This is a genomic window from Paenibacillus sp. FSL R5-0486, from assembly GCF_037975155.1.
Classification (GTDB): domain Bacteria; phylum Bacillota; class Bacilli; order Paenibacillales; family Paenibacillaceae; genus Paenibacillus; species Paenibacillus amylolyticus.
Window position 1 is genome coordinate 3983817 of sequence record NZ_CP150237.1, and the last position, 25939, is coordinate 4009755.

Consider the following 25939-nt stretch of genomic DNA (forward strand, 5'->3'; position numbering starts at 1 on the left):
ATTTTAAACATAGCATGCGCATCAATTTTTGTAAATATATGGTTTATTTAAATGTTTAAACTTCTTTTGTACCAGTACTTTGAACATTATATCTCCTTTCTCTCTTCCGACTTGATAATTGACGAAAACGGTTCATAATCCAATCAATTTAGCGTATGAAACTTCATCTCACATTAGATGTGTACTTGAAAGAAAAACTGATAAACAACAAAAAAAAGCATTCCTATTCGGATGCTTTTTCACGTATGTTTCTTCAATTGTCCTTGCTTATATCTTCGGCCTAGATCCCGCCTCAACTTACGGTTTCCTCGGCAGACGTTTCTTTTACCACACAGCGTTCCCCTGCCTTGCGTACCGCCCGAATAATGCCACCGTAGCCGGTACAACGACACAGATTTCCACATAATCCTGTTTCAATCTGTTCTTGAGAAGGCTCAGGATGTGCATCCAGTAATGCCTTGGTTGAGATCACCATGCCTGGAGTACAGTAGCCGCACTGAAAACCACCTTCCTCTACAAAAGCCTGTTGAATTGGATGCAGAGTGCCTTTCTCCTCGCCGTGCAGACCTTCAATCGTCATAATGTCACTGCCTTCACATTGATAAGCCATGACAAGACAGGAATTCACGGGTTCTCCATCCATCAGAACCATACATGCGCCGCAGCGACCAACTTCGCAGGATACTTTGGTACCCGTTAGTTGCAAATGAGTCCGAAGCACATCGACAAGTCGGGTTGTTTGCGCGATCTCCAGATGTTTCTGTTCGCCATTCACAACGGCTGTCCAGTGATTCTCAAGTGGCTTACTCATGATGGACTCACTCCTTCCTGCAAAGGTACATTTAAAGGTCTGACCAGTTGTTCCCTCGGTACAGGAAGACGGTTAACCCATACGCCTGTCGCCTGGTGAATTGCAGCTGTTATGGCCGGCGCAAGCGCAACGGAGCCTATCTCACCGATCCCCCTAGGGCCAAATGAATCCCCTTCGGGCAAGTCTTCAATAGCCTCAACCTCCAGATTGGTATGAATATCCTGAATGGTTGGGATCAGATACGTGTCGAGGTTCGTGGTTACATAACGGCTGTCCTGCATGACCGCATCCTCCGTTAACGTGAATCCAAGCGCCATGACACTGCCACCTTCAATCTGTCCGATATAACCCATAGGGTTGATAACCGGGCCTGCCGCTACAACATGGCGTGTATCAAGTAGCTTGGTTTCGCCGGTCAATGTATTTACTTCTACCTCTGCCGCAACCGCCGCATACGTATACAAATAATGCCCGCCTACCACGTTGTCTGGCGTAGTTGGGTAATCAAACTTTGTATCAAAAATCCATTCATCGGCTTCGCCCTGCGTTGCGAGTTCAGCATACGAGATCAATAAGCCTGATGAAACTCCCTGTTTCGCCAGGTATTGAGATGCACCTAAATAACTACTTTCAGCAGTTTGATCACTTTCAGTCCCTCCAGCAACGATATCAGCCACTTTAGTTCTTTCAGCCTTCTCTAGTTTTCCTGCTTCTTCAGACGTTTGATTTACGCCTTCCAGCGCCAATGCTACTTTCTTCTCGCTCTTTCCTGTTCTTTGCACATCTGTTTCTACTTCTGAACTTTCGGCAGGAAGCTGGCCTTTGCGCCATATACCACCAGGTCCTGTTAACAGTTCATCTGCCGGAACGCCTGACATTTCAGACGCGACAGCGAGAACACGGGAACGAAATGGAGTCTGCAAGCGTTGAAGAGCCATCCATGCCATCGTTGTTGAACGTGAAGCTGTACTTGATCCGCTGTGGGGCACACGATCCGTATCGCCGATGATAATACTGAGATCCGATGTACTGCATTGGAACAGATCACATAACATAATTTCCAGCGTTGCAATGAGCCCCTGACCAAATTCCTCGTAGCTGAACGCCACCTCAATCTTGCCTTCGTTGTTCAGGGACAGGCGGCCTCCTGCAGGATCTGGAATGCCATAACCCAGCCCTGCACCATGCATGGCGATGGCTGCTCCGACTCCGCGTTTGATCCACGGCGGCAGAGCAGGATCTGCCGGGTGACTCTGATGTTTTTGCCACAGTTCGGAGCGATCCAATGCCTCCCACACTTGGGACAGTCCATCCGTAACCAGAATGCGTTGATTCAGTGGTCCAGGATCATTCTTTTCCCTCATATTACGTCTGCGGAACTCCCAAGGGTCCATGTTCATGATTGCTGCAAGTCGATCCATCTGGCCTTCCATGGCAAAAATCGCCTGATTCCCGCCAAATCCGCGAAACTCACCTGACAGCCCGTTATTCGTATATACAGATACGCCTTCCACATCCACATTTGGAATAGCGTACGGTCCAAGGCAATGCTCGGTACAGAAGTTCAGTACGGGTGCACCAAGTGTGGCGTACGCTCCGGTATCTGCTGTTATACGGACACGATGCGCTTGGATGATGCCTTCTCGACTCATGCCGGTCTGCATTTCAATCTTCATTGGGTGACGTTTCAGTCCTGCACGCACGGATTCTTTACGAGAATTATGCATTTTCACAGGACGTCCGCATCTCAAGGCCAGTAGTGCACCATAGGGCTGTACGTTTAGTTCATCTTTTCCGCCAAACGAACCACCAATCGGTGAAGACACCACCCGGATATCTTCTTCAGGACAGCCAATAATGCGTGCAAGCTGCATCCGGTCTTTATAGCCATGTTGCGTTGCCGCGTATACATTCAGCCTTCCCTCTTCATCCGGGACAAACAGGCCACCTTCTGTCTCCATGTACGCATGCATCTGGCGAGGCGTATAATACGTCTCTGTCACGATATGATCACACGTGGCAAAAGCTTGCTCGGCGTCTCCACGTTTGATCTCCGTCCGATGCAGCACATTACCTGGTCCATGCTCATGCAGCTCTGGTGCACCTGGAGCCAAGGCAGCGTCTGTACTATTCAGAGGTGTGAGTTCCTCATACACTACACGGATCGCATCCAGTGCAAGCGCCGCACGTTCCGGGGAATCCGCAGCTACCGCTGTAATGGCATCCCCAACATAACGTACAATATCCTCGCAGAACACAGGCTGATCCGGGGTCGCTATGCCAAAACGATTCAGACCAGGCACATCTTTGGAGGTCAGCACCGCATAGACACCTTCCAATGCCTCAGCTTCCGAAGTATCTATAGACAGTATACGAGCATAAGGATATTCGCTTCGCAATACTCTGCCATGGATCATGTCAGGTAGCGTCATATCCGTCAGATATTGAAGCTGGCCTGTAACTTTGGGTGCCCCATCTGGCCGCAGGTGCCAGCGTTTCCCGCTCTGTTTCCGATTCAGCAGCATGATGCCTCTCCCCCTTTGTGTGATCGAAGTCTTCTATTCGTGAAGTTCTTCCCATAGCCCGGCGCCAAGCATGTTGCCCGCGGTCTGTTTGCGATAATGTTCTGTTGCAAATGCATCGCCATACGTCGTAAATTCGTCAGTCACAGCAACTGCAAGAGTCGCCGCTTGCATAACAGTAGCTTCGCTACCAAGAAGCTGTCGTTCCGAATCCAGAAGTCGCATCGCCATGCCTGAGCCTCCACCAGCCGCAATCGCAATCTTGGTCCAGCGGTTATCCAAATCAATCTCACCGTATAACGCAACCGTCACCAGCGAAGCACTGAACGTCTCCCGTCGACCCAGCTTGCGGTAAAAGGAAACTTCTCGTGTTGCATGTCTCTGCTCACTGTCCACATCAAGCAGAGATGACGGTCTCATCGGGATATGAATCGAGATTAATACATCCCCTGGATTACGGCTGCCATTCCGTCCACCCTGAAGCCAGGAAGACACACTGCGGATCTCAATGCCGCTGTCCGTCAACCAGTGCAGCTTCGCATCATATACAAGCAAAGCAGGCAGCGTATCCCCTACTCCGGACACAATATTCCCGCCAATGGTTGCCACATTACGAATGGAAGGGGCCGCAATTGCATTCACAGCTTCTTGCAGAATCGGCAGTTGATGCAGCAACGCTTGTGCAGCACATTCCTTTAATCGGGTCATTGCTCCAATGACTATCTCATCTCCACGAATAGATATACCGCTCATTTCAGGAATACGAGCCAGACTAATCATATGTTCAGGCGCTGGAACCAAGCCACCCTCCCACTGGGTTCGTAGCAATGTTCCACCTGCCGTGAAACAACATATTCCTTTGAGTCTTCTTCTTAACGTTTGCAGTTCTTGCAGGTTCTCAGGTTGCCATACCGATGGCATGGCTCCAGAACCGTATGCCGGTGTTACCATCGCTGCATCCCCTTTCTCTCTCTTCCTTGGGCAGGAAATTCAACCGTCTGATCCAAATAATTCTTCAAATCATATGAGAGTTCAGCAGCAACGTCAATTACCTTTACATCGTTTTGGATAAATGTATAAAACCTGCGTTTTATTTGTGCTTGATGCATCACGATCTATCGAAAGCTAACATTGGCTCTCTTTCACCATACGTGAAAAGAAGACAAATAGGCCAACCAGACTGCCTGGCTGACCTGATCATGTTATTAAATTATACATAGTTAATAATCTTCTCCTGTTATTTAGTCTGTCTGCTGTGATTCATATACATGACTCAGAATGCGTTCCAATTCCGGTTCTGTATCCGCATCCCAGAAACTAGTCTCAGACAGTGGTACATGTACACCTGAATAGTTAGCGCTGCGCATAATCTTGCGTGCCCCCTCATCTCCATGCAAGGACAACAGAGGGCCGAACATATGGGAGCGAAAAGCAACGGGCGGCTTGCCTCCCTCACCGTCGGTAGCTGCGACATAGTCACATAACTTGTGGGTAGCCAGTTCTGTAGTCACCCGATTAATATCCTGCGTTTTTAATAAAGGCTGATCACCCAGTAACATGAGAATGCCCTCCGGTTTGTACTGCATGGCCGACAATACGCCAGAATGAAGAGAATTGGCCATGCCGCAGGCATAGTCAGCACAGACCACAATTCGAAGTCTCGCTGTGGGATGGTAGGCATAGGTAGCAGAATCAAACCATTTTACAGGTAGCCATGCCAGCGAATCTTCCGGTTTGACCACACAGACCACTTGATCTAGCTCCGAATTCAACGCAGCTTCCAATGACCATGCAGCCAGTGACCTTCCGTCAGGCATGACAACCGAGAGTTTATCCCGACCAAGGCGACGACTCTTACCAGCTGCCAGAACTATGCCCGTCATTCGCATGTGCAACGCTCCCCCTCTGCACCTCAGAACTCAAGGAAGAAACCTTATGTTTACATGCGATCAATTCCGCTGCAATGCTGATGGCGATCTGTTCGGGACCGTCTGCTCCGATGCTCAAACCAACGGGAGAATGCACATATTTCAACGGTGGTAAGCCATCCAGCAGACGGGCTGTTCGTGTTTTGGAACCCATGATGCCAAGATACGCGTACTCACAGTCCACTACCATCTCCAACAGTTCACGTTCGCGGGGAAAATTGTGACTCATTAAAATCAAATAATCTCCGTTGTTTACGTTTAACTGAGGCATGATCTCACATGGGAAACCAAGTATAAGTTCAGTTTCTGGGAACCTTTCCGAGGTGCACAAGGACTCTCGCCAATCGGCTACCACAACACGGAATCCTGCGGATTGGGCGAGTCTGGCAACAGGAATAACATCATTCCCGGCTCCGATGATAATCAGGCGAGGTTTAGGCGTGTACAGCGAAGTAAGTTGCTGCGGGAGGTCCCAGGGATTCGTTGAAACCGTGTTGTTTGTCGCTATTTCAGCATCAGACTCAGAGATATGTTGTGAATCACCGGATAGATGGGAAGAGTGAGATTCGTTTGACAAAACAGGTACCACTTCAGGCACAAGCGTAAGGCGAGGTATGTCGGGAGAATATTGTTTTGATGCCGTATGTTCATGCTTGATATTACCACTGCTGTGTTGTACATCAACCTGCAATGAAGCTGGATTATTGTTCGTCACGCGATCATGAGGTGGGACGAGCGAAGGACGCAAGATTGGCTGGCGCCGGGGACCCGTTGGTTCAATCCGTCTCCAGCCATATCGAACCCTTGTGTAACCATCTTGGAACGTTCGGGTTAACGCTGTTGCAGCACCGGATTGAAAACACTCTTGCATCTTCTGCAACGTATATCGGAGTTCACCACACACGGGTTCAAGCAACACAACAACGAGTCCGCCGCAGCCAATCGTCTCACCCCAGGACAGATCATCCTCGGGACGCATGTCGTATTCCGCGAATTCCATCTGCTTCGTATCCAGCACATGGCTCACCCGGGCCTGAAGATCACTCTCCAGACATCCCGGACTGATACTGCCAACCATTTTGCCATCCTCGGTCAATAGCATAGAGACTCCCTGCTTACGGTAAGCATGACCCTCTACCTTAATCGCTGTTGCGAGCACGCAGCGCGTTTCACGGGCTGCAATTGCACACAGATCATGCATTTCCATAGCGGTCTCCATCCTTTCTGGAATTGCATAAACTTCCTTCGATCAGATACGTTTCATCAATCTTGCAATACTCTTATCCGACTCACGCAGCACAATGCCACGATCAATCGTCTGAATCTTACGATTCTTGAGCACGATACTTCCGTCAATAATAACGGTATCCACACAGCTACGTGTTGCGGAATACACTACGCGGGAATAGACATCCGTCTCATAGGAAGGGTACGTGTGGAAATCATCCAGATCCAGCAACAGCATATCTGCCTTTTTGCCCACTTCGAGACTGCCAATTTCCTTCGACAAGCCAAGCACCTCTGCACCGCCCATGGTAGCCATGCGTAATACGGTCCGAGCATCCATCACCGTTGGACCATGAGGAATCTTCTGCATCAGGGCCGTCAGGCGCATCTCCTGAAACATATCCAGATTATTGTTGCATGCGGCACCATCTGCCCCAATCCCAACCGCGATCTGCCGATTCAGTAGATCCGGAATATCTGCTACCCCGGAGGAAAGTTTCATATTTGATCCAGGACAGTGAGTGACTTTGACACCGCGCTTGCGGATGATCTCCTTCTCTTCCTCACTCAGCCATACACAGTGGGCCAGCACCAATCTTGGGGTAGCCAGACCGATATGATCAAGGTATACGATATTACGCATTCCGCGTTCGTGTTCTACCAGTTCAATCTCTCCGCGATTCTCGGAGGCATGGGTGTGGACTTTGACATGATATTTATTCGACAGGTCGCGCACCTCTACCAGCAATTCTTCGGTACAGGATACAACGAAGCGTGGACAGAAAGCATACTGAATGCGACCTCCGCCAAACCCGTTCCATTTCTCCAGCAGATCCACACTCTGTTGCAGCGAAGTTGCTGTATCCTCACGCAGGGGTTCCGGAACCTCGTCTCCATGATCCATCATCACTTTGCCAGAGATGACCCGGATGCCGCTCTGTGCCATCGCCTGAAACGCCGAGTCCGTGTGATGTACCGTCTCCATATCCAGAATGGTCGTGGTTCCGCTGGAGATCAATTCGCCGAGTCCAAGCATTGCCGAATAATACACGGACTCCTCATCATGTGCTGCCTCTAGCGGCCAAATACGTTGACGAAGCCAATCCATCAGTTCCAGATCATCCGCACGTCCACGGAACAAGGTCTGACACAGATGAATATGCGTCTGGATGAAACCTGGCAACAGCACTTTGCCACGAGCATCAATGACTTGGTCAGCTTGCATGTCGATGTGCGCTGCAATCTCCTTGATTTTATTATCCTCGATCAACAGATCTCCAATGAACACTTCCTCTTCTGCATTCATCGTCACAAGCTGTGCACCTTTCAGCAGGATCGTTCCCATGCCAATCTCCCCTATCTGTGTCTGTCTATATATTACAACTCATATATATTTACACTTGCATTCCGATGACAGACCAATCTTCCGATCGCTGTTATCGTGTAAATATCTAGTTGAACTTATAAATGTCCAATGTAGCTGTTACCACCCAATAGCCATACCATCACCTCTAGGGTCTGCTGCGCCACTAATCATGCCGTCCTCACGAATGACAATGCCTTGCGACTGTCCCATAATGCCGTCCCACGGCGCTCTCGCTTCAACGTTATGTCCCCACTGGGCAAGGGTTGCACATACGTCATCGTGATATCGGTTCTCCACACGCATCGTATCACCTTCTTCGCCCCATGTACGTCCGTACACCCAACGCGGCAGGCAGATTGCTTCCTGAATGTTCAGCCCATAATCAAGCACTCCGGTAAGCACAGATAATTGTGTCTGCGGCTGCCCTTCTCCCCCCTGTGTACCCACGAGCATATAAGGTTTGCCATCTCGTGTAACAAGGCCCGGCATGAGGGTGTGGAATGAGCGTTTGTTGGGTTCCAGAACGTTGGCATCCCTCGGATCTAAGGAGAAAAACGACCCCCGGTTCTGCATGATAACTCCCGTATCCTCCGGTACATACGCTGCACCGAAGTCAAAATACAGGCTTTGGATGAATGAAACGGCATTGCCTTCGCTATCGACAATCGCTGCATACGCCGTGTCCTGACCTATCGTTTTGGACAAAAACGGCTGTGCCACAGGTGGAGCAGACTGAATCTCATTCCACAGTTGGTCTCCATAACCCTTGGATAACAGATGATCCAGCGGAATATCCCTGAAATCCGGGTCAGTCAGATAACGATCACGATCACGAAACGCCTTTTTCACCACTTCCGCCATAAGATGATAGAATTCCGGTGAGGTACGTGCTACAGAGGACAGATCCGTATGCTCCAGCATATTTAACATCATCAGCATCGAGAATCCCTGCGAGTTGGGCGGCATCTGATGAACTTCATAGCCACGATACCCCGTACTGACCGGTTTCACCCACTCGCCCCGATGGCCTGCAAAGTCTGCTGGGGCAAGCATGCCCCCATCCTCACGAATAGCCGAAGTCAGACGATCCGCAAGCTCTCCTGTATAAAAAGAGTCTCTTCCACCCGTCTGAATCAGACGAATGGAGGCAGCAAGATCAGGCTGGATCAGCAGCTCACCTTCCTGCAAAAGTGTACCCAAAGGCGCAAATACCGCTCGCAGCGGTGTATGCCCCATAATGAAATCTTCATCCCTTTCCATCCACAGGCGGAGATTTCGGGATACAGGGCATCCTTTTTCCGCATACTGCGCGGCAGGTTCAAGCAACTTCTCCCACGGTAACTTACCGTACCGGGACCAGACTTCCCACCAGGCATCCACCATTCCCGGAACCGTGATGGCACTAAGCACACCGCGTTGAGGGATGGCATTCATGCCCATCGCTTTGAACGTATCGGCATGAATGCCTGCGGCTGAGCGGCCACTTCCGTTATAAGCGGTAATCTCACCGCTCGTTCCATCATGAATCAGGAAGAAGGCGTCCCCTCCAAGTCCGGTCATATGCGGATATACCACACCCAGAGCTGCACTGACCGCAACAGCAGCATCATAAGCATTACCGCCCTGCTGGAGGATAGAACTTCCAACTGCACTCGCTAGATAATGAGGAGAGGTGACCATAACCTCTCTGGAGATTGGCATCTGGTTTAACATAAGGCACCCTCCTTCCCTGCATACACATCCAATGCGGCCTGCACCGCTTCACCGGCTGGTAATACGTGACGATGACGGAGAAGAACAGCTTCCAGCGCTCCCAGCACATGAAGTACGTTCTTGCGTTGGCAGCTGAATCCCATTGTACCGATCCGCCAGATCTGCCCTTTCAACGGTCCAAATGAACTGGCAATCTCAATGCTGAAATCGTTCAGCAACATGCTGCGCACCGACTCACCATCAATCCCCTCCGGAATGGTGATACAGGTGACTACCGGAAGTTTGCTTGACATATCCCCATACAACTGTAGTCCCATTCCTTGAATTCCAGCGACCAACGCACGTTCATTCACCAGATGTCTCTGGAACCTTGCCTCCAATCCTTCTTGCAGCAGAATACGCAAACCTTCGTGAAGACCGTAGAGCATGGAGGTAGCTTCTGTATGGTGGTTCAACCGTGCTGAACTCCAGTAATCCTGCAATTGGCTCAGGTCAAAATAATTGCTGGCAATCGTGCGGCCTTCTGCCCTCGCACTGGTTGCATCTCGCAGTCCGCGTTCAACTGTTTTGCGGCTCATCAATTTCTGCTCCACTCGACTGTTGTATGTGAGAGGTGCCATCCCTGAAGGAACAGACAGGCATTTCTGCGTACCACCCATTACCGCATCCAGATGCCACGCATCCGTCTCCACCGGAGTCCCACCAATGGTAGCCACAGCATCCACAACGAGTAAAATATCAAGATCACGACAGGCTTTGCCAATCTCGGCAAGGGGCTGCATCTGTCCGGTGGAAGTCTCACCGTGAACCATCGCAACCAGACTTGGTTTATGGGTATGGATCGCCTTGATCACCTCTTCCGGATCAAATACCGTTCCCCATTCCGTTTCAAAAAAGACAACCTCTGCACCGCAACGTTCCGAGATTTCAACCAGCAGATGTCCGAATCGCCCGTAGATCGGAACGAGAACTTTGTCACCGGGCTGAATTAGGCTGACCAACACAGCTTCTATCCCTGAACGGGATGTACCATCAACTGGATAACACCACTCGTTATCTGTCATATACAGCTCACGCAGCATCGCCATCGTCTCGTTCATCAAGGATGTGAACTCCGGGTCAAACTGCCCCAGGATCGGAAAGGATAATGCTCTTAGCACACGCGGATCAACCTCAACGGGTCCCGGGGTCATAATGGTCCGCAAGGACGGAGATAACTCTTTATAGTTGGACATCTGCATTCAACTCCCGTAACCGTATTTATAGAGTAGCCGGACCAGAACCTGAAAACCGTGCATCAGGTCTGCTTCAGCTGTATATTCAAGTGGATTATGACTAATACCGTCCTGACTCGGCACAAAGATCATGGCCGTCGGACAAGCCGGCTGAAAAATCTGCGAATCATGTCCCGCGCCGCTTGGCATTAACCAGTAGGACAACTGCTCCTGCTCACAGGTATCCTGAATGTCTGAGATCATCTGTGCGTTCATGGGAATAGGTGTGACGGATAGATGCTCTTGCCAGTCCAGTACAAGCTGCTGCTCGGCTGCGATACGACTAAATGCCTGGAGCATATCCTGCCAGCAGCGATCAATACTCTCCTGCCTGATATGGCGGATATCGAGTGAAAACACCGCCCGTGCTGCAACTACATTCCCAACACCCGGATCGGCCGTGATTCGCCCAACCGTAGCTACAAGCGGTTCTCCTGCATCCAATGCGACACTCCTTACCACAGTAATCATCTCGGCCGCTCCGGCAAGTGCGTCTTTGCGCCAGGACATCGGCGTCGTTCCTGCGTGATTCGCTTCCCCGCTTACGGTAATACTGAACCGCTTCTGACCTACGATATCGGATACAACTCCAATCGAATGTCCAAGACGTTCCAGAACCTGACCTTGCTCAATGTGAAGCTCAATAAAGGCACCGTAATTTTTCGCGGCAGGTCTATATGCACTATCAGGTCCAAAACCCGCATCCCGGATCGCTTGTGCAAAGGTAACGCCGTCTTGATCCTTCAGATGCTCTACATCTTCCAGAGCCGTTATTTCTGTTATACTGCGTGAACCCCAATACGCAAAAGGGAATCGACTTCCCTCTTCTTCGCATAACGATACCACTTGAAGTGTTCGCTTCGGTGCTCCAAAATGCTTCTGTAAATACTCCAAAGCAAGAACACCAGCCACCACACCGTAAGCACCATCATATTTGCCGCCATACACCACCGTATCAATATGTGATCCGGTCACAATCGGCAATTCTTCAGCACCAGTCGCTGATTCCTTACCCTCACTCTTGAGTGTGCCATACAGATTACCGGACTGGTCAAATTCGGGAGACAGCCCTTTCTCCTGCATTTTGGCTGCAAGGGCACCTTGTGCTTCACACCAAGCCGAGTCATACAACAGTCTTGTAACGCCGCCCTGTGCATCCGCGCCATATGTCGACAGCCAGTCAAGCATGGCTTGCAGCTCCACCTGTTCCACATCCGGCAAAGGAAGAGGTGCATTATTTGTACCGGATGACCGGTATACTCCAGATTCTGTCATGGCGTCTCCTCCATTCCCGCTTCGATGGGACTAGAAGAGTAAGCCACAATGTGCTGCCCGGGAGGCACAGGAGATAATCCGGATTCCGAGTTATATACCCGTTGCCCACGGCAAAATACGTCTGCAATCTGACAGTTAAATGTACGTCCCACATAAGGGCTCTGTTTATGCGTATAGAGCAGATCCTCCGTGTTCAGGGTTGTGCTTCTCTCCCAGTCAATCAGGACCAGATCTGCATCCTTGCCAATCGCAATCTCTCCTTTGTTCTCCAAACCAAGCCTTCTGGCAGGCTGAAGGGAGAGCACTCTTCCAAGTAAGGGGAGGTCGATATTACGCTGAAGATGTCCATCCTCCAGCATGATTAGCAGTGTGCTTTGTGCACCGGATATACCGCCCCAGATTTCAAAAAAGTTATCGGATTGTTTCATGGATGGCGGACATGGAGAATGGTCTGAAGCAATAACATCAATTAATCCTGACGTCAGTGCATCCCATAACAGCTCCTGTTCGGAAGAGCTGCGAAGCGGTGGAGCGCATTTCGCTACAGCACCCAATCGGACCACATCCTGATCAATTAGCGTCAGATAATGAGGGCATGTCTCCGAAGTGACGTCTTGCCCACGCCGTTTGGCCGCTGCAATCAGATCCAGTGCTTCCCGGGTGCTAATGTGCACAAAATGCAGCGCACACCCGGTCTGTTCACCGTATCTCAATGCCCGCGCAACCGCGACGACTTCGGCTTCAACAGGACGGGACCGGACATAATCCATCGGTTCAGTCTTTCCCTCCGCAATGCTTTTCGCGCCGAGTTCGGCAACCATGCCTTCGTCCTCTGCATGAAGTGCCAGCACACGTTTTAATTTGGCAAGTTCATTCATCCCGTCCAATAGAGTATGGTCATCGGCTCTGGCAAAAATATCTTCCCCATCTCCGCCCGGCTCAGACATAAATGCCTTGAATCCGGCAGCACCCAACCCTGCCAGTGGAGCAAGTTCATCACGATTGCCTGGAACCAAACCACCCCAGAACGCATAATCAACATACGATTGGTCTGCGGCTGCTTTCTTTTTCATCTCCCATGCTTCCGGCCTTGTGGTTGGTGGTACGCCGTTAAGCGGCATATCGACATAGGTCGTGATTCCCCCTGCGGCAAGGGCTGCCGAACCCGATCGAAATCCCTCCCAACTGGCGAGTCCGGGTTCATTGAAGTGTACATGAATGTCTACGACACCCGGCATCACTGTAAGCCCCTCAGCTTCTATGATGCAAGTCGCTTCACCAGCGGTCAGCCGCGTGGATAGTTCCGTTATTTTTTCACCAGTTATGCCAATATCCAGTTGCTCTACCCGATCTCTCAGCACCACCCGGGCCCCCCGGATGATGGTATCAAATGTTGTCATGTGGATGACCCTCCCCCTGAATCAGAACCGGATGTGTGCATGCTCAGCTTCCCCGGTATGTACTGTAACCTCCTGGAGCAATCAATAATGGAATATGGTAATGGCTTGAGGTATCAGATACGGCAAAACGAATCGGAACAATCGTCCATAATGCCTGGCCTAGCTCCTCCAACGAACGCTGTGCGTAGTAACTCTCGACATGGAATTGAAGCTCATATATGGCTGACTCCAACTTGCCTCCATCCAGCAGCGGTGCATCCAAACGTCCATCCGCATTGGTCACCGATTCAGCCACTTTTGTCTTGCTTTCCTGTTCTCCATCCCTCTTCAGGCTATACAGCTCGATCCGAACACCCGTCGCAGGCACGCCTTTGGATGTATCCAGCACATGAGTTGTAATTCGTCCATCAGACAGCGCCATTAGACGTCACCTGCTTTCCCGGAGTCACGGCCGTCTGTTCCCAGATCATCCCTTGTCATCGAGAAACCCTGGAATCCATATGGCGGTCTCGGCTCGGTAAACACTTTGCCTTCCCCCTCTTTTACTTCCTCCAGCACTGTCTCCCATGTCCGATTGTTGGACTCAAATGAAACCTCACTCAGTTGCTCAAATCGACTTAACAACCTTCGTCCAATCTGGTAGATCAGATGTTGAATGGAAGCGGATCGACACTCATGAAATACCGCAGCAGCCAAATCTCTGACCTGTTCCGCCGCTACATACCGTCCACGCTGATCGTCCATGCCATCTCTCGGATCTTCATAACGCCAATTGATGTTCAGAAAAATAAATAACGGTCGATCCCATGTCTCTGGAAGAGTGGTATATTCATCCTGCATGAATCCGGCAAATTCACTGCCTTTGACCTTGATCAGTCTCAGATCGGCTACACCACTGAAATGGTTGCTGAGTTCAATCGAGTCTCCTGATCGTTCTGCTTCCACGGCAGCTGTCGCCCGATCATTCTGCGAATAACGAAATACGAGCGCACTAGGTCGATAACTTCCTTCTAATCCAATGGGTATATCTTCAAACGGAATCTGGTCCGCTGTCATCTGAACCTTGCTCATCTGCGGATACGTCTCCAGGAAACGCCGACTTACCAGCGCAAGAAATCCTTCCACCGTCGCTCCTGTGTAATCCGCTGCATGTTTGAGAATGAAATTTTTCATCGAATCGGTTGCGACCACCAGCGAATTATCCCCTTCTGCAAAAGAAGGCAAGAATTCATCCCCCTGCACAGCCACCTTGATGTTCAATCCAAACAGAATATTGCTGCGTCCCATAAAAGGAGATTCCGGAATGGACTGGATACCCGTCAACGGTTTGGCGTAGGAACGGTACATCCACACATCCCCTTTGCCGTAATACATCGTCCGCTGCTGCACTGTGGCTGGCTTGCTCACGAACTCATGTTCATGACCGATCTGTGCAAGCCACTGCTCCAAACGAATGCCCGCAATTTTGAATACTTCCTTCATTGCAGTCTCGAATTCTTCTTCCCTGCCTCGGCGATGACGTTGCCGCATGGATTCGAGGACGGAACTTGCGGTATGGCCTTTAACGGCCAATATGAATGGAAAGCCAAATTGGCTTGTATATACTTTGTTTAATTGTTGAAGTTCGTTGTATTGCTCTTGTGAGAGTGAATCAAGTCCTGCACCAGCCTGCTCCTGAACGGAGTTGTTGCTCATGCTGATTCGCGCTCCAAGATCCGGGTGATTTCGAAGCAACTGCAACTTCACCTGGTCATCCGATACCTGAACCACGTTTTTCATCACTTTCATCATCTGTTCAAATGAATCAAAAGGTCGTAAAAGCCCGGCTCGCTCAGCCACCCATGGTGATTCCTCAAATAAGCCGCCAAACGTATGCACAAACTGTGTGATAGACCAGTTGTTAACAAGTTTAATTAAGTCGCTCATGTTAGAACCTCCGGTCTGTTGTGGATTATTGTTCTTCATTCTAAGTGCCGTTCAACGTCGCGACAACAATATTTACGCAATTTTGTAATATAACATAACATCAGAGTTGTGATTTGTTTGCTGTGCACGGGAAGAGCAGCTTTTGTTACCCTTAAACATGAAAAAACCGCACTCCATCAACGGAATGCGGTTCTTGGGGGTCTAACCCGGTGGCATTGTCATGTTGCACAATGTGCGGTCTAGAGTTGGACATTGTGCGGTCTTGCAACTGCTTTGTCCCGCACGAACTTGCGGAAGGTAAATACCAGCTTTAATTTAAGCAGATCATTCGTTTTCTTAAAGTCCATTTGCAGCAAGCTGCCAACTTTCTCCATACGATAAGTGACCGTGTTGCGATGCACAAACAGTTGCTTGGCAGCTTCATTGATCAGTCCGTCATTCTCGATAAAGGACTCCAATGTATTCATCAGCACCTGATTGGGATCACCATCCCTGGCAAGTAGTGGTTCGAGTACTTTATTGCAGTAGTTCTCCATGATGTTATCCGGTACGTGTTGGAACACATAGGCAAATTCGAGCATTTCAAATTGCAACGCACGGTCTTTCATGCCGAATCGACGAGCCAGTTGTCGAGTATCCAGACACTCCTGGTATGCTTCACGGAGCGATTTGGGCTCATGTTTCATTTTGCTGATCCAGAAACGCGGAGCCGGTGCTCCTTTTGCTTCTTGCGCTGCCAGAACATCACCGAAACGGCTCAAGAGAAAACTTGACAGCTCCTCTCCATAATCTCGCCCTGTTGGACAGGTGTAGATGGACAGAATGCCATCTTCGATCTGAAAATGCTGTGAGGCCGTGAATTGCATCAGCGGATTGTATTGCAACTCACGATGAATCTGTTTAAGCAACTTTCCCTCGGCAAACAGAGTCGGCTCAAGTGTAATCAGTACGCACTGATAAGTTCCCTGGAATAGATGTACACCTTTGTTTTCACTCAAAGTGGTCAATTCCTGAACAGTCATTTTGTTATCCAGATACTGTGAAAGCAGTGTACGCATCTCATCTTGCACAGTCGGATTAATATGCTCGCGATAAGTCATATCCATATAAAATGCCAGTACATCCGCAGCCTGTTGGAACAGCTCTTCCTCCGCTCTAAGTGATAAGGCTGAATCGGTAAACACAAGCAACGATCCGTATTCTTCATCATTTTGCTTGATGGGTACGCGATGACAACTTCCCTGATTCCATTTCACTCGGTGCATGACGGATTTCCAAGGCCAGCCTTGGGTTACAGCATCCCCTGCAATGCCTTCACTACCATACAGCACATGCCCACGTGAACCAATGACGGCAAGCGGATAGTTCAGCACCGTGGCAAGTTCGGCAAACACATTCCGATGTGGCTGCTGTTGCAGCGCAAACTGCATTAATTTTTTCTGCTTTTGCACAACCTCATGCAGCAAACGGTTGCTACGTTCATGTTCAGCCTTGAACAAGGCATTCATCTGGTCGGAGAAGGTGAATTGAAAGGGGAGCTCAAGGAGTGGCAAACGAAGCCGATCAGCTTCCTCGACAATACCTTGGGGAATGGACTGCCAGAAACGTCCCAGTTTGATGCCGAGTCCTGCGCAGCCGCGTTCATTCAAACGTCGCATCAAACGCAGTGCATCCGTCTCACTGTCTTTCATAATAAAAGCGGTGGTGAACAACATTTCTCCGGATTTGATCCAATCCGCGATATCAGGAGCGTCCATGACGTTAACGGATTTCATCATCCGTGAAGTCCCTTCTCCACCCGCAACCAGTTTGGCCTCTGACAACGGGTACACCTGTAAAGCCTCTTTAACCGTAAGTTGCATGGACACTACCTCCCATATATATAACACAATGTTATGTCATTCTGGTTAACGAAACTAAATTTTGCATTGTTTTTCTAATTAAATCCATATTTATGCATTCAACTTTTATTTATTGTTAAGTATTATAACATCAATTTTCTGAATAAAGCTTACACGGCAAAAAAATAAAACCTATGACCTAATTACAGCGCACTTTCCTGTAATCGGCATAGGTTTTTAGATCAGATTTCCATGGTTTCGTGATTCATCCATAATTTCATACGGGATAATACATCTTTGATATTCAATGGCTTGCTGAGATAGTCCGAAGCACCTGCTGCAATACATTTCTCCCGATCCTCTTTCATGGCCTTGGCTGTCAGCGCAATAATCGGAAGCTGAGTCAGACCAAGTCGTTCACGGATCTGGCGAGTTGTCTCATAACCATCCAGTTCCGGCATCATAATATCCATCATGATGATATCAGGCTTGACTCCTCCACGCTCCAGCAATTCCAGACACTCGTACCCGTTCTGCGCTGAAATGACATTCATACCGTATTGCTCAAGGGCGTTAGCCAGGGCATATACATTACGTATATCATCATCAACGACAAGTACTTGGCGTCCGCTGAGCAACGCTTCTTCCAGAGGTGTCAATAAAACATCCGATTGTCCGGAAGTGATTGAAGGAAGCTTATTGATCTCAGGTGTAGTGGTAGCCACCTCATCCAGGAACAACCGCGATGCATTCATAGTCTCAGGTTCATCTCTTCGCAGTGGCAGGAATAGCGTGAACACGCTGCCCTGCCCCTCACGACTTGTTGCCGAGATCGAACCCCCCAGCAAATTCGCAAGCGATTGAGAAATAGACAGGCCAAGTCCGGTTCCCCCGTATTTACGTGCTGTAGCTCCATCCGCCTGTTTGAAAGCATCGAAGATCTGCACGAGTTTGTTATCCGCAATTCCGATCCCTGTATCACTGACGGAAAAAGCAATCACGTCGGTCTCTTGATCTTTCAATTCAGGATGAGCCAGACTCATTTTGGAGATGGTTAAGGCAACTTCACCCTCACTGGTGAACTTGAATGCGTTTGAGAGCAGGTTTCGGAGAATCTGATGCAATCTCATCTCATCCGTCACGATCGTTTCCGGTAAAGGACTTTGGAGCTGAATTCGGAAATCTATTTTTTTCTGTTCCGCTGTTTTCAGGAAATACTGGTTCATAACTTCAGGAACACTGCCCAGATAGACATCATCGAAATCCACTTCCATCTGTCCGGCTTCCACCTTGGATAGATCCAGAATATCATTGATCAGATTCAGCAGGTCTTTTCCTGATTTGTGAATGACTGAAGCATAGTTCTGCTCTTCACTATTCAAGTGTTGATTTTTATTTTCAGACAATATCTCAGATAAAATCAACATGCTGTTGAGCGGTGTCCGCAGTTCATGGGACATGTTCGCCAAGAATTCGGATTTGTACCCCGAGCTCGTTCGTAACTGATCTGCCACAACCGAAAGTTCATTGGCTGATGTCTCTGCAGCACTCTTCTGTACTTCCAGACGATCGTTAAGCATATGAAGTTCTTCGGTCTGCATTTGCAGTTCCTCCGTCTGAGACAACATCTCTTCGGTCTGAGCCTGAAGTTTCTCCGATTGTGCCTGTAATTCTTCATTTAGAACTTGTGACTCATCATATAATTGCTGTAATTCCATGCGAGTGACGGTAGAGTGTAGGGAAACACTAAAAATATCCGTCAGTTCTTGCATTAGCTTCATATCATTCTCTTGCAACGGCTTCATTGAAGCAAGCTCGATTACCGCAATCGTTCTGCCTTCGAACAGGATCGGGACTACAGTAAGTGATGTGGCAGATGTATACCCGAGACCCGAAGAGATTCGGATATAGTTCTGGGGCAGATCATTCATGCGTAAAACTCTCTTCTCCACAGCACTTTGACCTACAAGCCCCTCACCCGGAGCAAGCGACACTTTACCGAGCGAACGTTCTTTCTCTCCATCCCCAGCATATGCAGCCAAGCGCAGCAGTCGATTGTCTTTCCAGTAATATAAGACGCTATAGGGAACTTCAAACAACACGGCAAGCTCGTTCAGGAACAAGCGGGACAATCCTTCCAGATTGGTCGGGTTCTGTAAGAGTGTGGCAATGCCTGTAATCTGGTCCTTGACCCGATTCTGTTCCTGTACTTCATCCAGTAATTTGTTGGTTTCGTGGCCCAGATCTCCCACTTCATCATGTGTGCGCACCTGAATTCGCTGCTTCAGGTTTCCACCTTTGGAGATATCACTGATGGTTTGCATAACATCTCGCAACGTTTTGACGATATTTCCGGATATCACAATCGCAGCTGCAATGGATAATGCTGCAATAATACCCCACAGCGTGTACATAATCGTCAGCAGTGTGGAGCTACGTCTGGCAAGTTCAGTAACCCTCGCCTCGGTCAGAGCGATCTCTGTATTACGGAAGGTTGTAAGTTGAGAGCGCAGCAGATCAATTTCAGTTTTACCCGGATCAGATTGAAAGAATGCAACAACTTTCGCTTGATCCCCTTGCTTTTTCAAGTCCACCGACGGCTCCCCAGCGATCTCAATCCAGCGTGTAATATGAGCTTTGATGCTTTGCAGACTCTGCTGCTGTGAAGGATTATCGCTAATGAGAGCATTCAACTGATCATAGTTGGAACTCCACTGGGATAGGCCTTGGGAATAAGGCTCCAAGTAACTTTCATTACCTGTAATCATGAATCCACGCTGTCCTGTCTCCATGTTCAAGACATTTTTTTCAATCGCGTTGGTCAGATTATGTACTTCCAGATCATGATGGGAGATAAAATCATTTTCCTTCTGTAACACATTAATTTGGGCCGTAAGCACTAACAGAACAGCTCCAAACAAAAGCACAACCACAAGATAGCCCAATAAAATTTTGGAGCGTATCGTAAATCTTCTCGTTTTTGACAACGCGGAAACCTCCAAATATATACGAATCCCATAATTAAATTAAAACTGGTGCATATGTAGTTTATATGTATACGTATAGTCTGACAAGCTTTAAGTTCATCGGTAATCATAAGAAAAACGACCTGCTTGTGCAGGTCGTCCTCTTCAGTGATCTATATTGCTCATTTTGGCTGATTTTAGGCCTTTGGAGCGATCATTTTGGCTGGATCGACATATTGATCAAATTGCTCTTCGGTAAGCAGGCCCGTTTGTAACGTCGCCTGTTTCAAAGACAAGCCTTCTTTATGTGCAAGTTTCGCGATTTTGGCTGCATTCTCATAACCAATATGCGGGTTAAGCGCTGTAACCAGCATAAGCGAATTGTTCAGATTATGTTCAATCTGATCCAGATTAGGCTCAATGCCCACGGCACACTTGTCATTAAACGCAATAATGGAGTCCGCCAGGAGTTGCACGGATTGCAAGAAGTTATAGATGATAACCGGTTTGAATACATTCAGTTCAAAATTACCCTGACTTGCCGCGAAACCAATCGCTGCATCATTACCCATGACCTGCGTAACCACCATAGTAATGGCCTCGCTCTGAGTTGGATTGACTTTACCCGGCATAATGGAGCTGCCTGGCTCATTCTCAGGAATACGGATTTCGCCCAATCCACTACGAGGGCCACTGGCCAACCAGCGGACATCATTGGCAATTTTCATCAAATCAGCTGCAAGCGCTTTAACCGCACCGTGCGCATACACAACTTCATCATGACTTGTAAGTGCGTGGAATTTGTTTGGTGCAGATACAAAATCTTTCCCCGTATGTTTGCCAATCTCCTTGGCAGTGAAGTCCCCAAAGTCCGGATGTGCATTAATGCCCGTTCCGACAGCTGTACCGCCAATCGCAAGCTCCTTCAGATACTGTACGCTTTCACGGATCATACGCTCACTCTTGCCCAGCATGGCTTCCCAACCACTGATCTCCTGACCAAGCGTAATTGGTGTTGCATCCTGGAGGTGGGTACGTCCAATCTTGATAATATCCTTGAATGCATCCGACTTGTCTGCAAAAGTGGCTTTTAATACAGCGATTGCTGGCAAAAGTTGATCCTCAACAGCCAGAACACCTGCGACATGCAGAGCCGTTGGGAATGTATCGTTGGAGCTCTGGGACATGTTCACGTCATCATTTGGATGCAGACGCTCTTCCTTGCCCTTTTGCTCCAGCAGTTGGTTCCCCAGATTGGCAATCACTTCGTTCACGTTCATATTGGATTGTGTTCCGCTTCCCGTCTGCCATACTACCAGTGGGAAATGGTCATCAATTCGGCCTGCAATAATCTCGTCTGCTGCATAAGCAATAGCATCGGACTTAGCCGCAGATAATTTACCTAATTTATGGTTACTGGCCGCAGCACTTTTTTTCAAAATGGCAAGAGCACGGATAACTTCCATCGGCATATGTTCATTGCCAATCGGGAAGTTCTCCTTGCTGCGCTGCGTCTGAGCTCCCCACAGCCTGTCGGCTGGTACTTTCATTTCGCCTAACGTATCTTTCTCAATGCGGTATTCCACTTGCTTGTCCTCCTCCAAAAAGATGGTTTGGGTCTCTACAAAGCTTGTGTATCTCGTCATATTATACATGATTTGCGAGCAGTTTTTCACCTTTTCGACAAAATTGTAAGCGTAGCGCAAAATGAGCGTGAATTATTTTTGTGACGCAATTGGATACAATCGGCTGCTCTGTTCGAATAGTTCACCTGGTTCCAAACCGATCAATCCGATTTCTTCTGCAGGTATGCCTTCAACATTAGGAGCGTTAACCAGGTTCATCTGTGGTTCAGGACAGAAGAATTCGCCACCCATGTTATTGTTCCAGATCATCCAGTGCTTGTAGGAGGTACCCACATCGTATACCAGTTTGTCTCCAGTACGGTGATCCGTAAGTTCCATATAGTTACGTCCATTCTGCGGCTCCGCCGTGTAATGATTATCCATGGCAGCAAAGAACGGACTAACCCCGTCTTTCTTCAATTGTTCTTCCTCAGGTGTAAGCGGTTGAAATTGTCCTGTTGGCAGAGAACGCTCATTCAATTCACGACGTTGTCCAATCGTAACTTTGGCCGTGTAATCCGAGGCCTGACTGTCCGGTGCAAAAGGTACAGCAATCGCCGTGTGGAATGCAAACAAATTCGGCATATATTCAGTCCCGTTGTTGCGGACGATCAATTGTTGCTGAAGTCCTTGGCTGCTCAAAGAGTAACGAAGCGTCACCGTAAACGTAAACGGCAGGTACTGATGGAATGTATGTCCTTCTTTCACGTCCTGGCTAAGCAACACATAACTATCCAGCTGATCAGAACCGTATCCCTCAACCTTCCACTCGGCATCATGCAAAAATCCATGCAAATGGTTACCTGTAGCCGGTTCGTTCACAGGCAACTGATAGACTTTACCATTCCAGGGGAAGCGTCCATCCTCATAACGGTTCGGTGGAGAAAGAATCGGAATTCCATAGACCGCAGGTGCAGCCATAAACTCATCCATCTGATCCTGATTCGGTTCTCTCAAGTAACGAAAACCCTTTTCTGTATCACGGAAAGCAACGAGGTTCGCACCTACGCTTGGAATAACTGCCGCTTCAAACTGATTAAAACGAAGCCAAATGGCTGGTATCCCTCCAAATTGTTCTTCAAATGTTCCATTTTGCTGTGTCATCGTTATATGTACCTCCTGCATACTAAGGTTATATTATACGGCTCGACTATATCATGCCCGAGCGTAAAATACCAATCTATGATAGAGAACAAATTCATAATAGAAAAACAAAAAAGACAGCTGCAATACGTTACGGCTGTCTCTGCTGTCTTTCATATGATGGTTCAATTAATCCACATATTTGCCATGATCCGGCACAGTGCTCTCTTCAAAGTCCAGATCAAGCCGCTTCAAGGATTCACTCAGCATATCTCCGCTCAAGGCATGCCCGTGCCCGGTAATCGCAAGTTTCGGCTCCAGATGCCTTATATGCTGGACAGATTGATGAGCAGCCTGCCAATCGGTTGTAAAATAGGAAGGCGGGCCATGCAACTGTTTGTCCTGAAGCAACACACTCCACAGCGATTCCTGCTTCACTGTGATGATTGCATCTCCCGCAATTAACAAACGGTCCGCTTCCCGAAACAGCGACACATGTCCAGGCGTATGACCTGGCGTGTGCACCCATTCCCATCCTGATAGACCTGGAACGGAATGATCTTTGGGTAGACTGAATATCCGATCATCCAGATTGATTGCCTCATTGGGATAAGCGAATGACAACCTGGACATTAAACCTCCACCTACAGAAGGGTCCGCTGGCGGGTAATCTTTTAACCCCGTTAAATACGGAATTTCAAGCGGATGAGCATACACTGGCACACCCCAGAATTGTTCCAGCTCAATAACGGTTCCTACATGGTCGAAGTGACCATGCGTCAATATGATCGCAGACGGCGGACCTTGAAATCGTTCTGTTGCAACCTGAACAATATGATCTGTGAACCTCGCCATTCCAGTGTCCACGAGGACCCAGTTCCTGCTTCCTGGCTCTCCGATGAACACGACATTAACGAATAGTGTACGTAGACTGAGAATATCGGGCGCGACTTCTTCAAGTCCCGTCAATCCTTCTGTAATCAGATTGTCAGATGCCATTCACGGTTACCTCCCATTAGGCGGATTGTCTCTCTGGTTCCATTCATCTCGTAGACTTCCCTTTTCTGGATCATCTATTCAACATTTCCAATAAAATAGACGGTATACACCCTGTTTCGGGCATACACCGTCTAGTATAGTCATCGACACAACACAATAGAACAAGAACATCTCGGCCAGTTAAGCCGGAAATGCCTCCAAAGCAGCATCGAGCAATTGATTGTACAGATCGTCATCATTCTCAAGCAACTCGTCCATACGCAGTAACTCTTCTTCATCACCGGATTGCTCTGTGAAATGCAAGCTATAGTCCCAGTCTTTTCCGTTCTTGCTCATGAAGGTAATCTCATATACTGACTTTTCGCCTTCTGTGCGGTAAACGGTATTTCCCACGTATCCTTTTTCACCTTCACGGCGCATTTCAGCACTTATAATTTCAATATTCACAATCATTCTCTCCTTTAATCTTTCATCTACAGTCGGTCTCCAACATTTCTGGTAAACCTAGTTTGGTAATTATTATTGGTTAATTGTACAATATATAACGTAGCAACGTATACCTTATTCAATGAAGGAACCATTCTGAGTCCTTACATAGTTGTAATGAGGACTATAATAGCCAACAAGCTACGATATTATTATCACATTGGAGGAAAAAATAGCATGAATACTTTTGAAACGAATCTGCAGCAATATGCTGAACTGGCTGTACAAGTTGGTGTCAATGTCCATCCTGGACAGACACTCGTGGTTAACGCTCCAATCTCGGCAGCACATTTTGTACGACTGATTGTCAAAGCAGCCTACGGTAAAGGTGCGAAATTGGTCAAAGTAAACTGGAGTGATGAAACCGTTACACGTCTTCATTACGATCTTGCACCTGATGAAGCCTTCTCCATTGAACCGAAATGGTTTGCAGCTGAAATGACTGAACTGGTTGAAGAAGGTGCCGCTATTCTGCACGTCATCGCTGAAAATCCAGATTTGCTGAACGGTGTAGAGCAGGAACGCATTATTACCAGCCAAAAAGTGCGCGGCAAAGCGCTCGAAAAATATCGTTCTTATCAGATGGCTGACAAATTCAGCTGGTCTATCGTGGCCGTTCCTTCTCCGGAATGGGCAGCTAAAGTGTTCCCGGATCTGCCGGAAGCGCAACAAGTGGACCGCCTGTGGGATGTCATTTTCAAAACGGTACGGATCGGTGAGCAGGATGCTGTTGCCGAATGGAAAACCCATTTGCAAAACCTGGATTCCCGCGCTGATCTGTTGAACAACAAAAAATACAAGAAGCTTCACTATACAGCTCCAGGCACAGACTTGACCATTGAACTTCCAGAAGGCCATATCTGGGTATCCGGTGGAAGTGTGAATGAGCAAGGACATGTCTTTATTGCCAATATGCCTACGGAAGAAGTATTCACGGCTCCGCTGAAAACGGGTGTTAACGGTACAGTGCGAAGCACGAAACCACTGAGCTACGGCGGCAACCTGATTGACGGATTCTCCCTTACATTCGAGAACGGCCGAATTGTTGACTATACCGCCGATCAAGGTCTCGATGCACTCAAAAACCTGATCGAGATAGATGATGGCGCACATTATCTGGGTGAAGTAGCCCTCGTTCCACATCAGTCCCCAATTTCCGATACCAATATTTTGTTCTACAATACTTTGTTTGATGAAAATGCCTCCAACCATTTGGCGATTGGTAATGCCTATGCCTTCTGTCTGGAAGGTGGTAAAACGATGTCCAAAGAAGAGCTGATTGAACGTGGCATGAACTCCAGCCTCACTCATGTAGACTTCATGATTGGATCCGGAGAAATGAACATCCACGGCGTGACCTCCGAAGGCGCGGAAGAGCCGATCTTCCTGCAAGGAAACTGGGCATTCTAATCCTGTTTGATGTGATTTAGGAGAGAGGAGATTACTCCTCTCTTTTCCTGCGTCAACAGGTCAAAAATTCAACAATTGGAGGGAACT

Annotated in this window: 19 protein-coding genes; 1 reads left to right on the forward strand and 18 read right to left on the reverse strand. The window is 48.4% G+C overall.

What is annotated here, in order from left to right:
• Positions 1-292 precede the first annotated feature (292 nt).
• From MKY01_RS17645 to MKY01_RS17730, 18 genes are all read right to left on the reverse strand, one after another.
• Positions 293-811, reverse strand: coding sequence for a (2Fe-2S)-binding protein (locus tag MKY01_RS17645; protein WP_036673756.1), 519 nt, complete (start codon positions 809-811; stop codon positions 293-295).
• Positions 808-3336 carry a molybdopterin cofactor-binding domain-containing protein gene (locus MKY01_RS17650; protein WP_339282872.1) on the reverse strand — a complete coding sequence of 843 codons (2529 nt, stop codon included), beginning with the start codon at positions 3334-3336 and terminating at the stop codon, positions 808-810. Before MKY01_RS17650 ends, MKY01_RS17645 begins: the two co-directional genes overlap by 4 nt.
• Before the next feature lie 33 nt (positions 3337-3369).
• Positions 3370-4284: an FAD binding domain-containing protein gene (locus MKY01_RS17655; RefSeq protein ID WP_339282874.1), complete on the reverse strand. Its 915-nt coding sequence runs from the start codon at positions 4282-4284 to the stop codon at positions 3370-3372.
• Between the two features lie 290 nt (positions 4285-4574).
• Complete coding sequence (locus MKY01_RS17660) at positions 4575-5222, reverse strand: nucleotidyltransferase family protein (protein WP_051449951.1); 648 nt, start codon at positions 5220-5222, stop codon at positions 4575-4577.
• Positions 5188-6468 (reverse strand): XdhC family protein, encoded by a 1281-nt coding sequence (locus MKY01_RS17665; protein WP_339282877.1) that lies wholly within the window; start codon positions 6466-6468, stop codon positions 5188-5190. The genes MKY01_RS17660 and MKY01_RS17665 overlap by 35 nt, the downstream gene beginning before the upstream one ends.
• A 42-nt stretch (positions 6469-6510) precedes the next feature.
• The gene (locus MKY01_RS17670; RefSeq protein ID WP_047843321.1) at positions 6511-7833 is read right to left on the reverse strand and encodes a 5'-deoxyadenosine deaminase; all 1323 of its coding nucleotides are present in this window, start codon (positions 7831-7833) and stop codon (positions 6511-6513) included.
• Between the two features lie 138 nt (positions 7834-7971).
• Entirely contained in the window at positions 7972-9567 is a 1596-nt protein-coding gene (ggt, locus tag MKY01_RS17675) for a gamma-glutamyltransferase (RefSeq protein ID WP_339282879.1), read from the reverse strand.
• On the reverse strand, positions 9561-10802 hold the full coding sequence (locus MKY01_RS17680) for an alanine--glyoxylate aminotransferase family protein (protein WP_076250345.1): 1242 nt from the start codon (positions 10800-10802) through the stop codon (positions 9561-9563). The genes ggt and MKY01_RS17680 overlap by 7 nt, the downstream gene beginning before the upstream one ends.
• Before the next feature lie 6 nt (positions 10803-10808).
• Positions 10809-12116 carry a Zn-dependent hydrolase gene (locus tag MKY01_RS17685; protein ID WP_315372275.1) on the reverse strand — a complete coding sequence of 436 codons (1308 nt, stop codon included), beginning with the start codon at positions 12114-12116 and terminating at the stop codon, positions 10809-10811.
• Entirely contained in the window at positions 12113-13516 is a 1404-nt protein-coding gene (gene allB / locus MKY01_RS17690; protein ID WP_339282881.1) for an allantoinase AllB, read from the reverse strand. Before allB ends, MKY01_RS17685 begins: the two co-directional genes overlap by 4 nt.
• A gap of 43 nt (positions 13517-13559) precedes the next feature.
• Positions 13560-13937 (reverse strand): hydroxyisourate hydrolase, encoded by a 378-nt coding sequence (uraH, locus tag MKY01_RS17695; RefSeq protein WP_339282883.1) that lies wholly within the window; start codon positions 13935-13937, stop codon positions 13560-13562.
• Positions 13937-15442 (reverse strand): factor-independent urate hydroxylase, encoded by a 1506-nt coding sequence (pucL, locus tag MKY01_RS17700; RefSeq protein ID WP_339282885.1) that lies wholly within the window; start codon positions 15440-15442, stop codon positions 13937-13939. The genes uraH and pucL overlap by 1 nt, the downstream gene beginning before the upstream one ends.
• 239 nt (positions 15443-15681) lie before the next feature.
• Positions 15682-17304, reverse strand: a complete 1623-nt coding sequence (locus MKY01_RS17705) for a PucR family transcriptional regulator (RefSeq protein WP_127550701.1) — start codon at positions 17302-17304, stop codon at positions 15682-15684.
• A gap of 221 nt (positions 17305-17525) precedes the next feature.
• Entirely contained in the window at positions 17526-20270 is a 2745-nt protein-coding gene (locus MKY01_RS17710) for a CHASE3 domain-containing protein (protein ID WP_282321145.1), read from the reverse strand.
• A 176-nt stretch (positions 20271-20446) separates the two neighbouring features.
• Positions 20447-21835 (reverse strand): class II fumarate hydratase, encoded by a 1389-nt coding sequence (gene fumC / locus MKY01_RS17715; protein WP_339282886.1) that lies wholly within the window; start codon positions 21833-21835, stop codon positions 20447-20449.
• A 132-nt stretch (positions 21836-21967) separates the two neighbouring features.
• Positions 21968-22978, reverse strand: a complete 1011-nt coding sequence (locus tag MKY01_RS17720) for an aldose 1-epimerase (protein WP_339282887.1) — start codon at positions 22976-22978, stop codon at positions 21968-21970.
• A gap of 168 nt (positions 22979-23146) precedes the next feature.
• On the reverse strand, positions 23147-23956 hold the full coding sequence (locus tag MKY01_RS17725; protein WP_036673769.1) for an MBL fold metallo-hydrolase: 810 nt from the start codon (positions 23954-23956) through the stop codon (positions 23147-23149).
• 180 nt (positions 23957-24136) lie between these two features.
• Positions 24137-24403 (reverse strand): hypothetical protein, encoded by a 267-nt coding sequence (locus MKY01_RS17730; protein WP_074095413.1) that lies wholly within the window; start codon positions 24401-24403, stop codon positions 24137-24139.
• A 216-nt stretch (positions 24404-24619) separates the two neighbouring features.
• Between MKY01_RS17730 and MKY01_RS17735 the strand changes: the two genes are divergently transcribed.
• Positions 24620-25852, forward strand: coding sequence for an aminopeptidase (locus MKY01_RS17735; protein ID WP_339282889.1), 1233 nt, complete (start codon positions 24620-24622; stop codon positions 25850-25852).
• The last annotated feature ends 87 nt before the right edge of the window (positions 25853-25939 follow it).

What these genes read in the sequence shown, in the direction of transcription:
- MKY01_RS17645 (WP_036673756.1), bottom strand. Translation starts at nt 811, where the DNA reads ATGAGTAAGCCACTTGAGAATCACTGGACAGCCGTTGTGAATGGCGAA.
- MKY01_RS17650 (WP_339282872.1), bottom strand. Translation starts at nt 3,336, where the DNA reads ATGCTGCTGAATCGGAAACAGAGCGGGAAACGCTGGCACCTGCGGCCA.
- MKY01_RS17655 (WP_339282874.1), bottom strand. Translation starts at nt 4,284, where the DNA reads ATGGTAACACCGGCATACGGTTCTGGAGCCATGCCATCGGTATGGCAA.
- MKY01_RS17660 (WP_051449951.1), bottom strand. Translation starts at nt 5,222, where the DNA reads ATGCGAATGACGGGCATAGTTCTGGCAGCTGGTAAGAGTCGTCGCCTT.
- MKY01_RS17665 (WP_339282877.1), bottom strand. Translation starts at nt 6,468, where the DNA reads ATGGAAATGCATGATCTGTGTGCAATTGCAGCCCGTGAAACGCGCTGC.
- MKY01_RS17670 (WP_047843321.1), bottom strand. Translation starts at nt 7,833, where the DNA reads ATGGGAACGATCCTGCTGAAAGGTGCACAGCTTGTGACGATGAATGCA.
- ggt (WP_339282879.1), bottom strand. Translation starts at nt 9,567, where the DNA reads ATGTTAAACCAGATGCCAATCTCCAGAGAGGTTATGGTCACCTCTCCT.
- MKY01_RS17680 (WP_076250345.1), bottom strand. Translation starts at nt 10,802, where the DNA reads ATGTCCAACTATAAAGAGTTATCTCCGTCCTTGCGGACCATTATGACC.
- MKY01_RS17685 (WP_315372275.1), bottom strand. Translation starts at nt 12,116, where the DNA reads ATGACAGAATCTGGAGTATACCGGTCATCCGGTACAAATAATGCACCT.
- allB (WP_339282881.1), bottom strand. Translation starts at nt 13,516, where the DNA reads ATGACAACATTTGATACCATCATCCGGGGGGCCCGGGTGGTGCTGAGA.
- uraH (WP_339282883.1), bottom strand. Translation starts at nt 13,937, where the DNA reads ATGGCGCTGTCTGATGGACGAATTACAACTCATGTGCTGGATACATCC.
- pucL (WP_339282885.1), bottom strand. Translation starts at nt 15,442, where the DNA reads ATGAGCGACTTAATTAAACTTGTTAACAACTGGTCTATCACACAGTTT.
- MKY01_RS17705 (WP_127550701.1), bottom strand. Translation starts at nt 17,304, where the DNA reads ATGCAACTTACGGTTAAAGAGGCTTTACAGGTGTACCCGTTGTCAGAG.
- MKY01_RS17720 (WP_339282887.1), bottom strand. Translation starts at nt 22,978, where the DNA reads ATGACACAGCAAAATGGAACATTTGAAGAACAATTTGGAGGGATACCA.
- MKY01_RS17725 (WP_036673769.1), bottom strand. Translation starts at nt 23,956, where the DNA reads ATGGCATCTGACAATCTGATTACAGAAGGATTGACGGGACTTGAAGAA.
- MKY01_RS17735 (WP_339282889.1), top strand. Translation starts at nt 24,620, where the DNA reads ATGAATACTTTTGAAACGAATCTGCAGCAATATGCTGAACTGGCTGTA.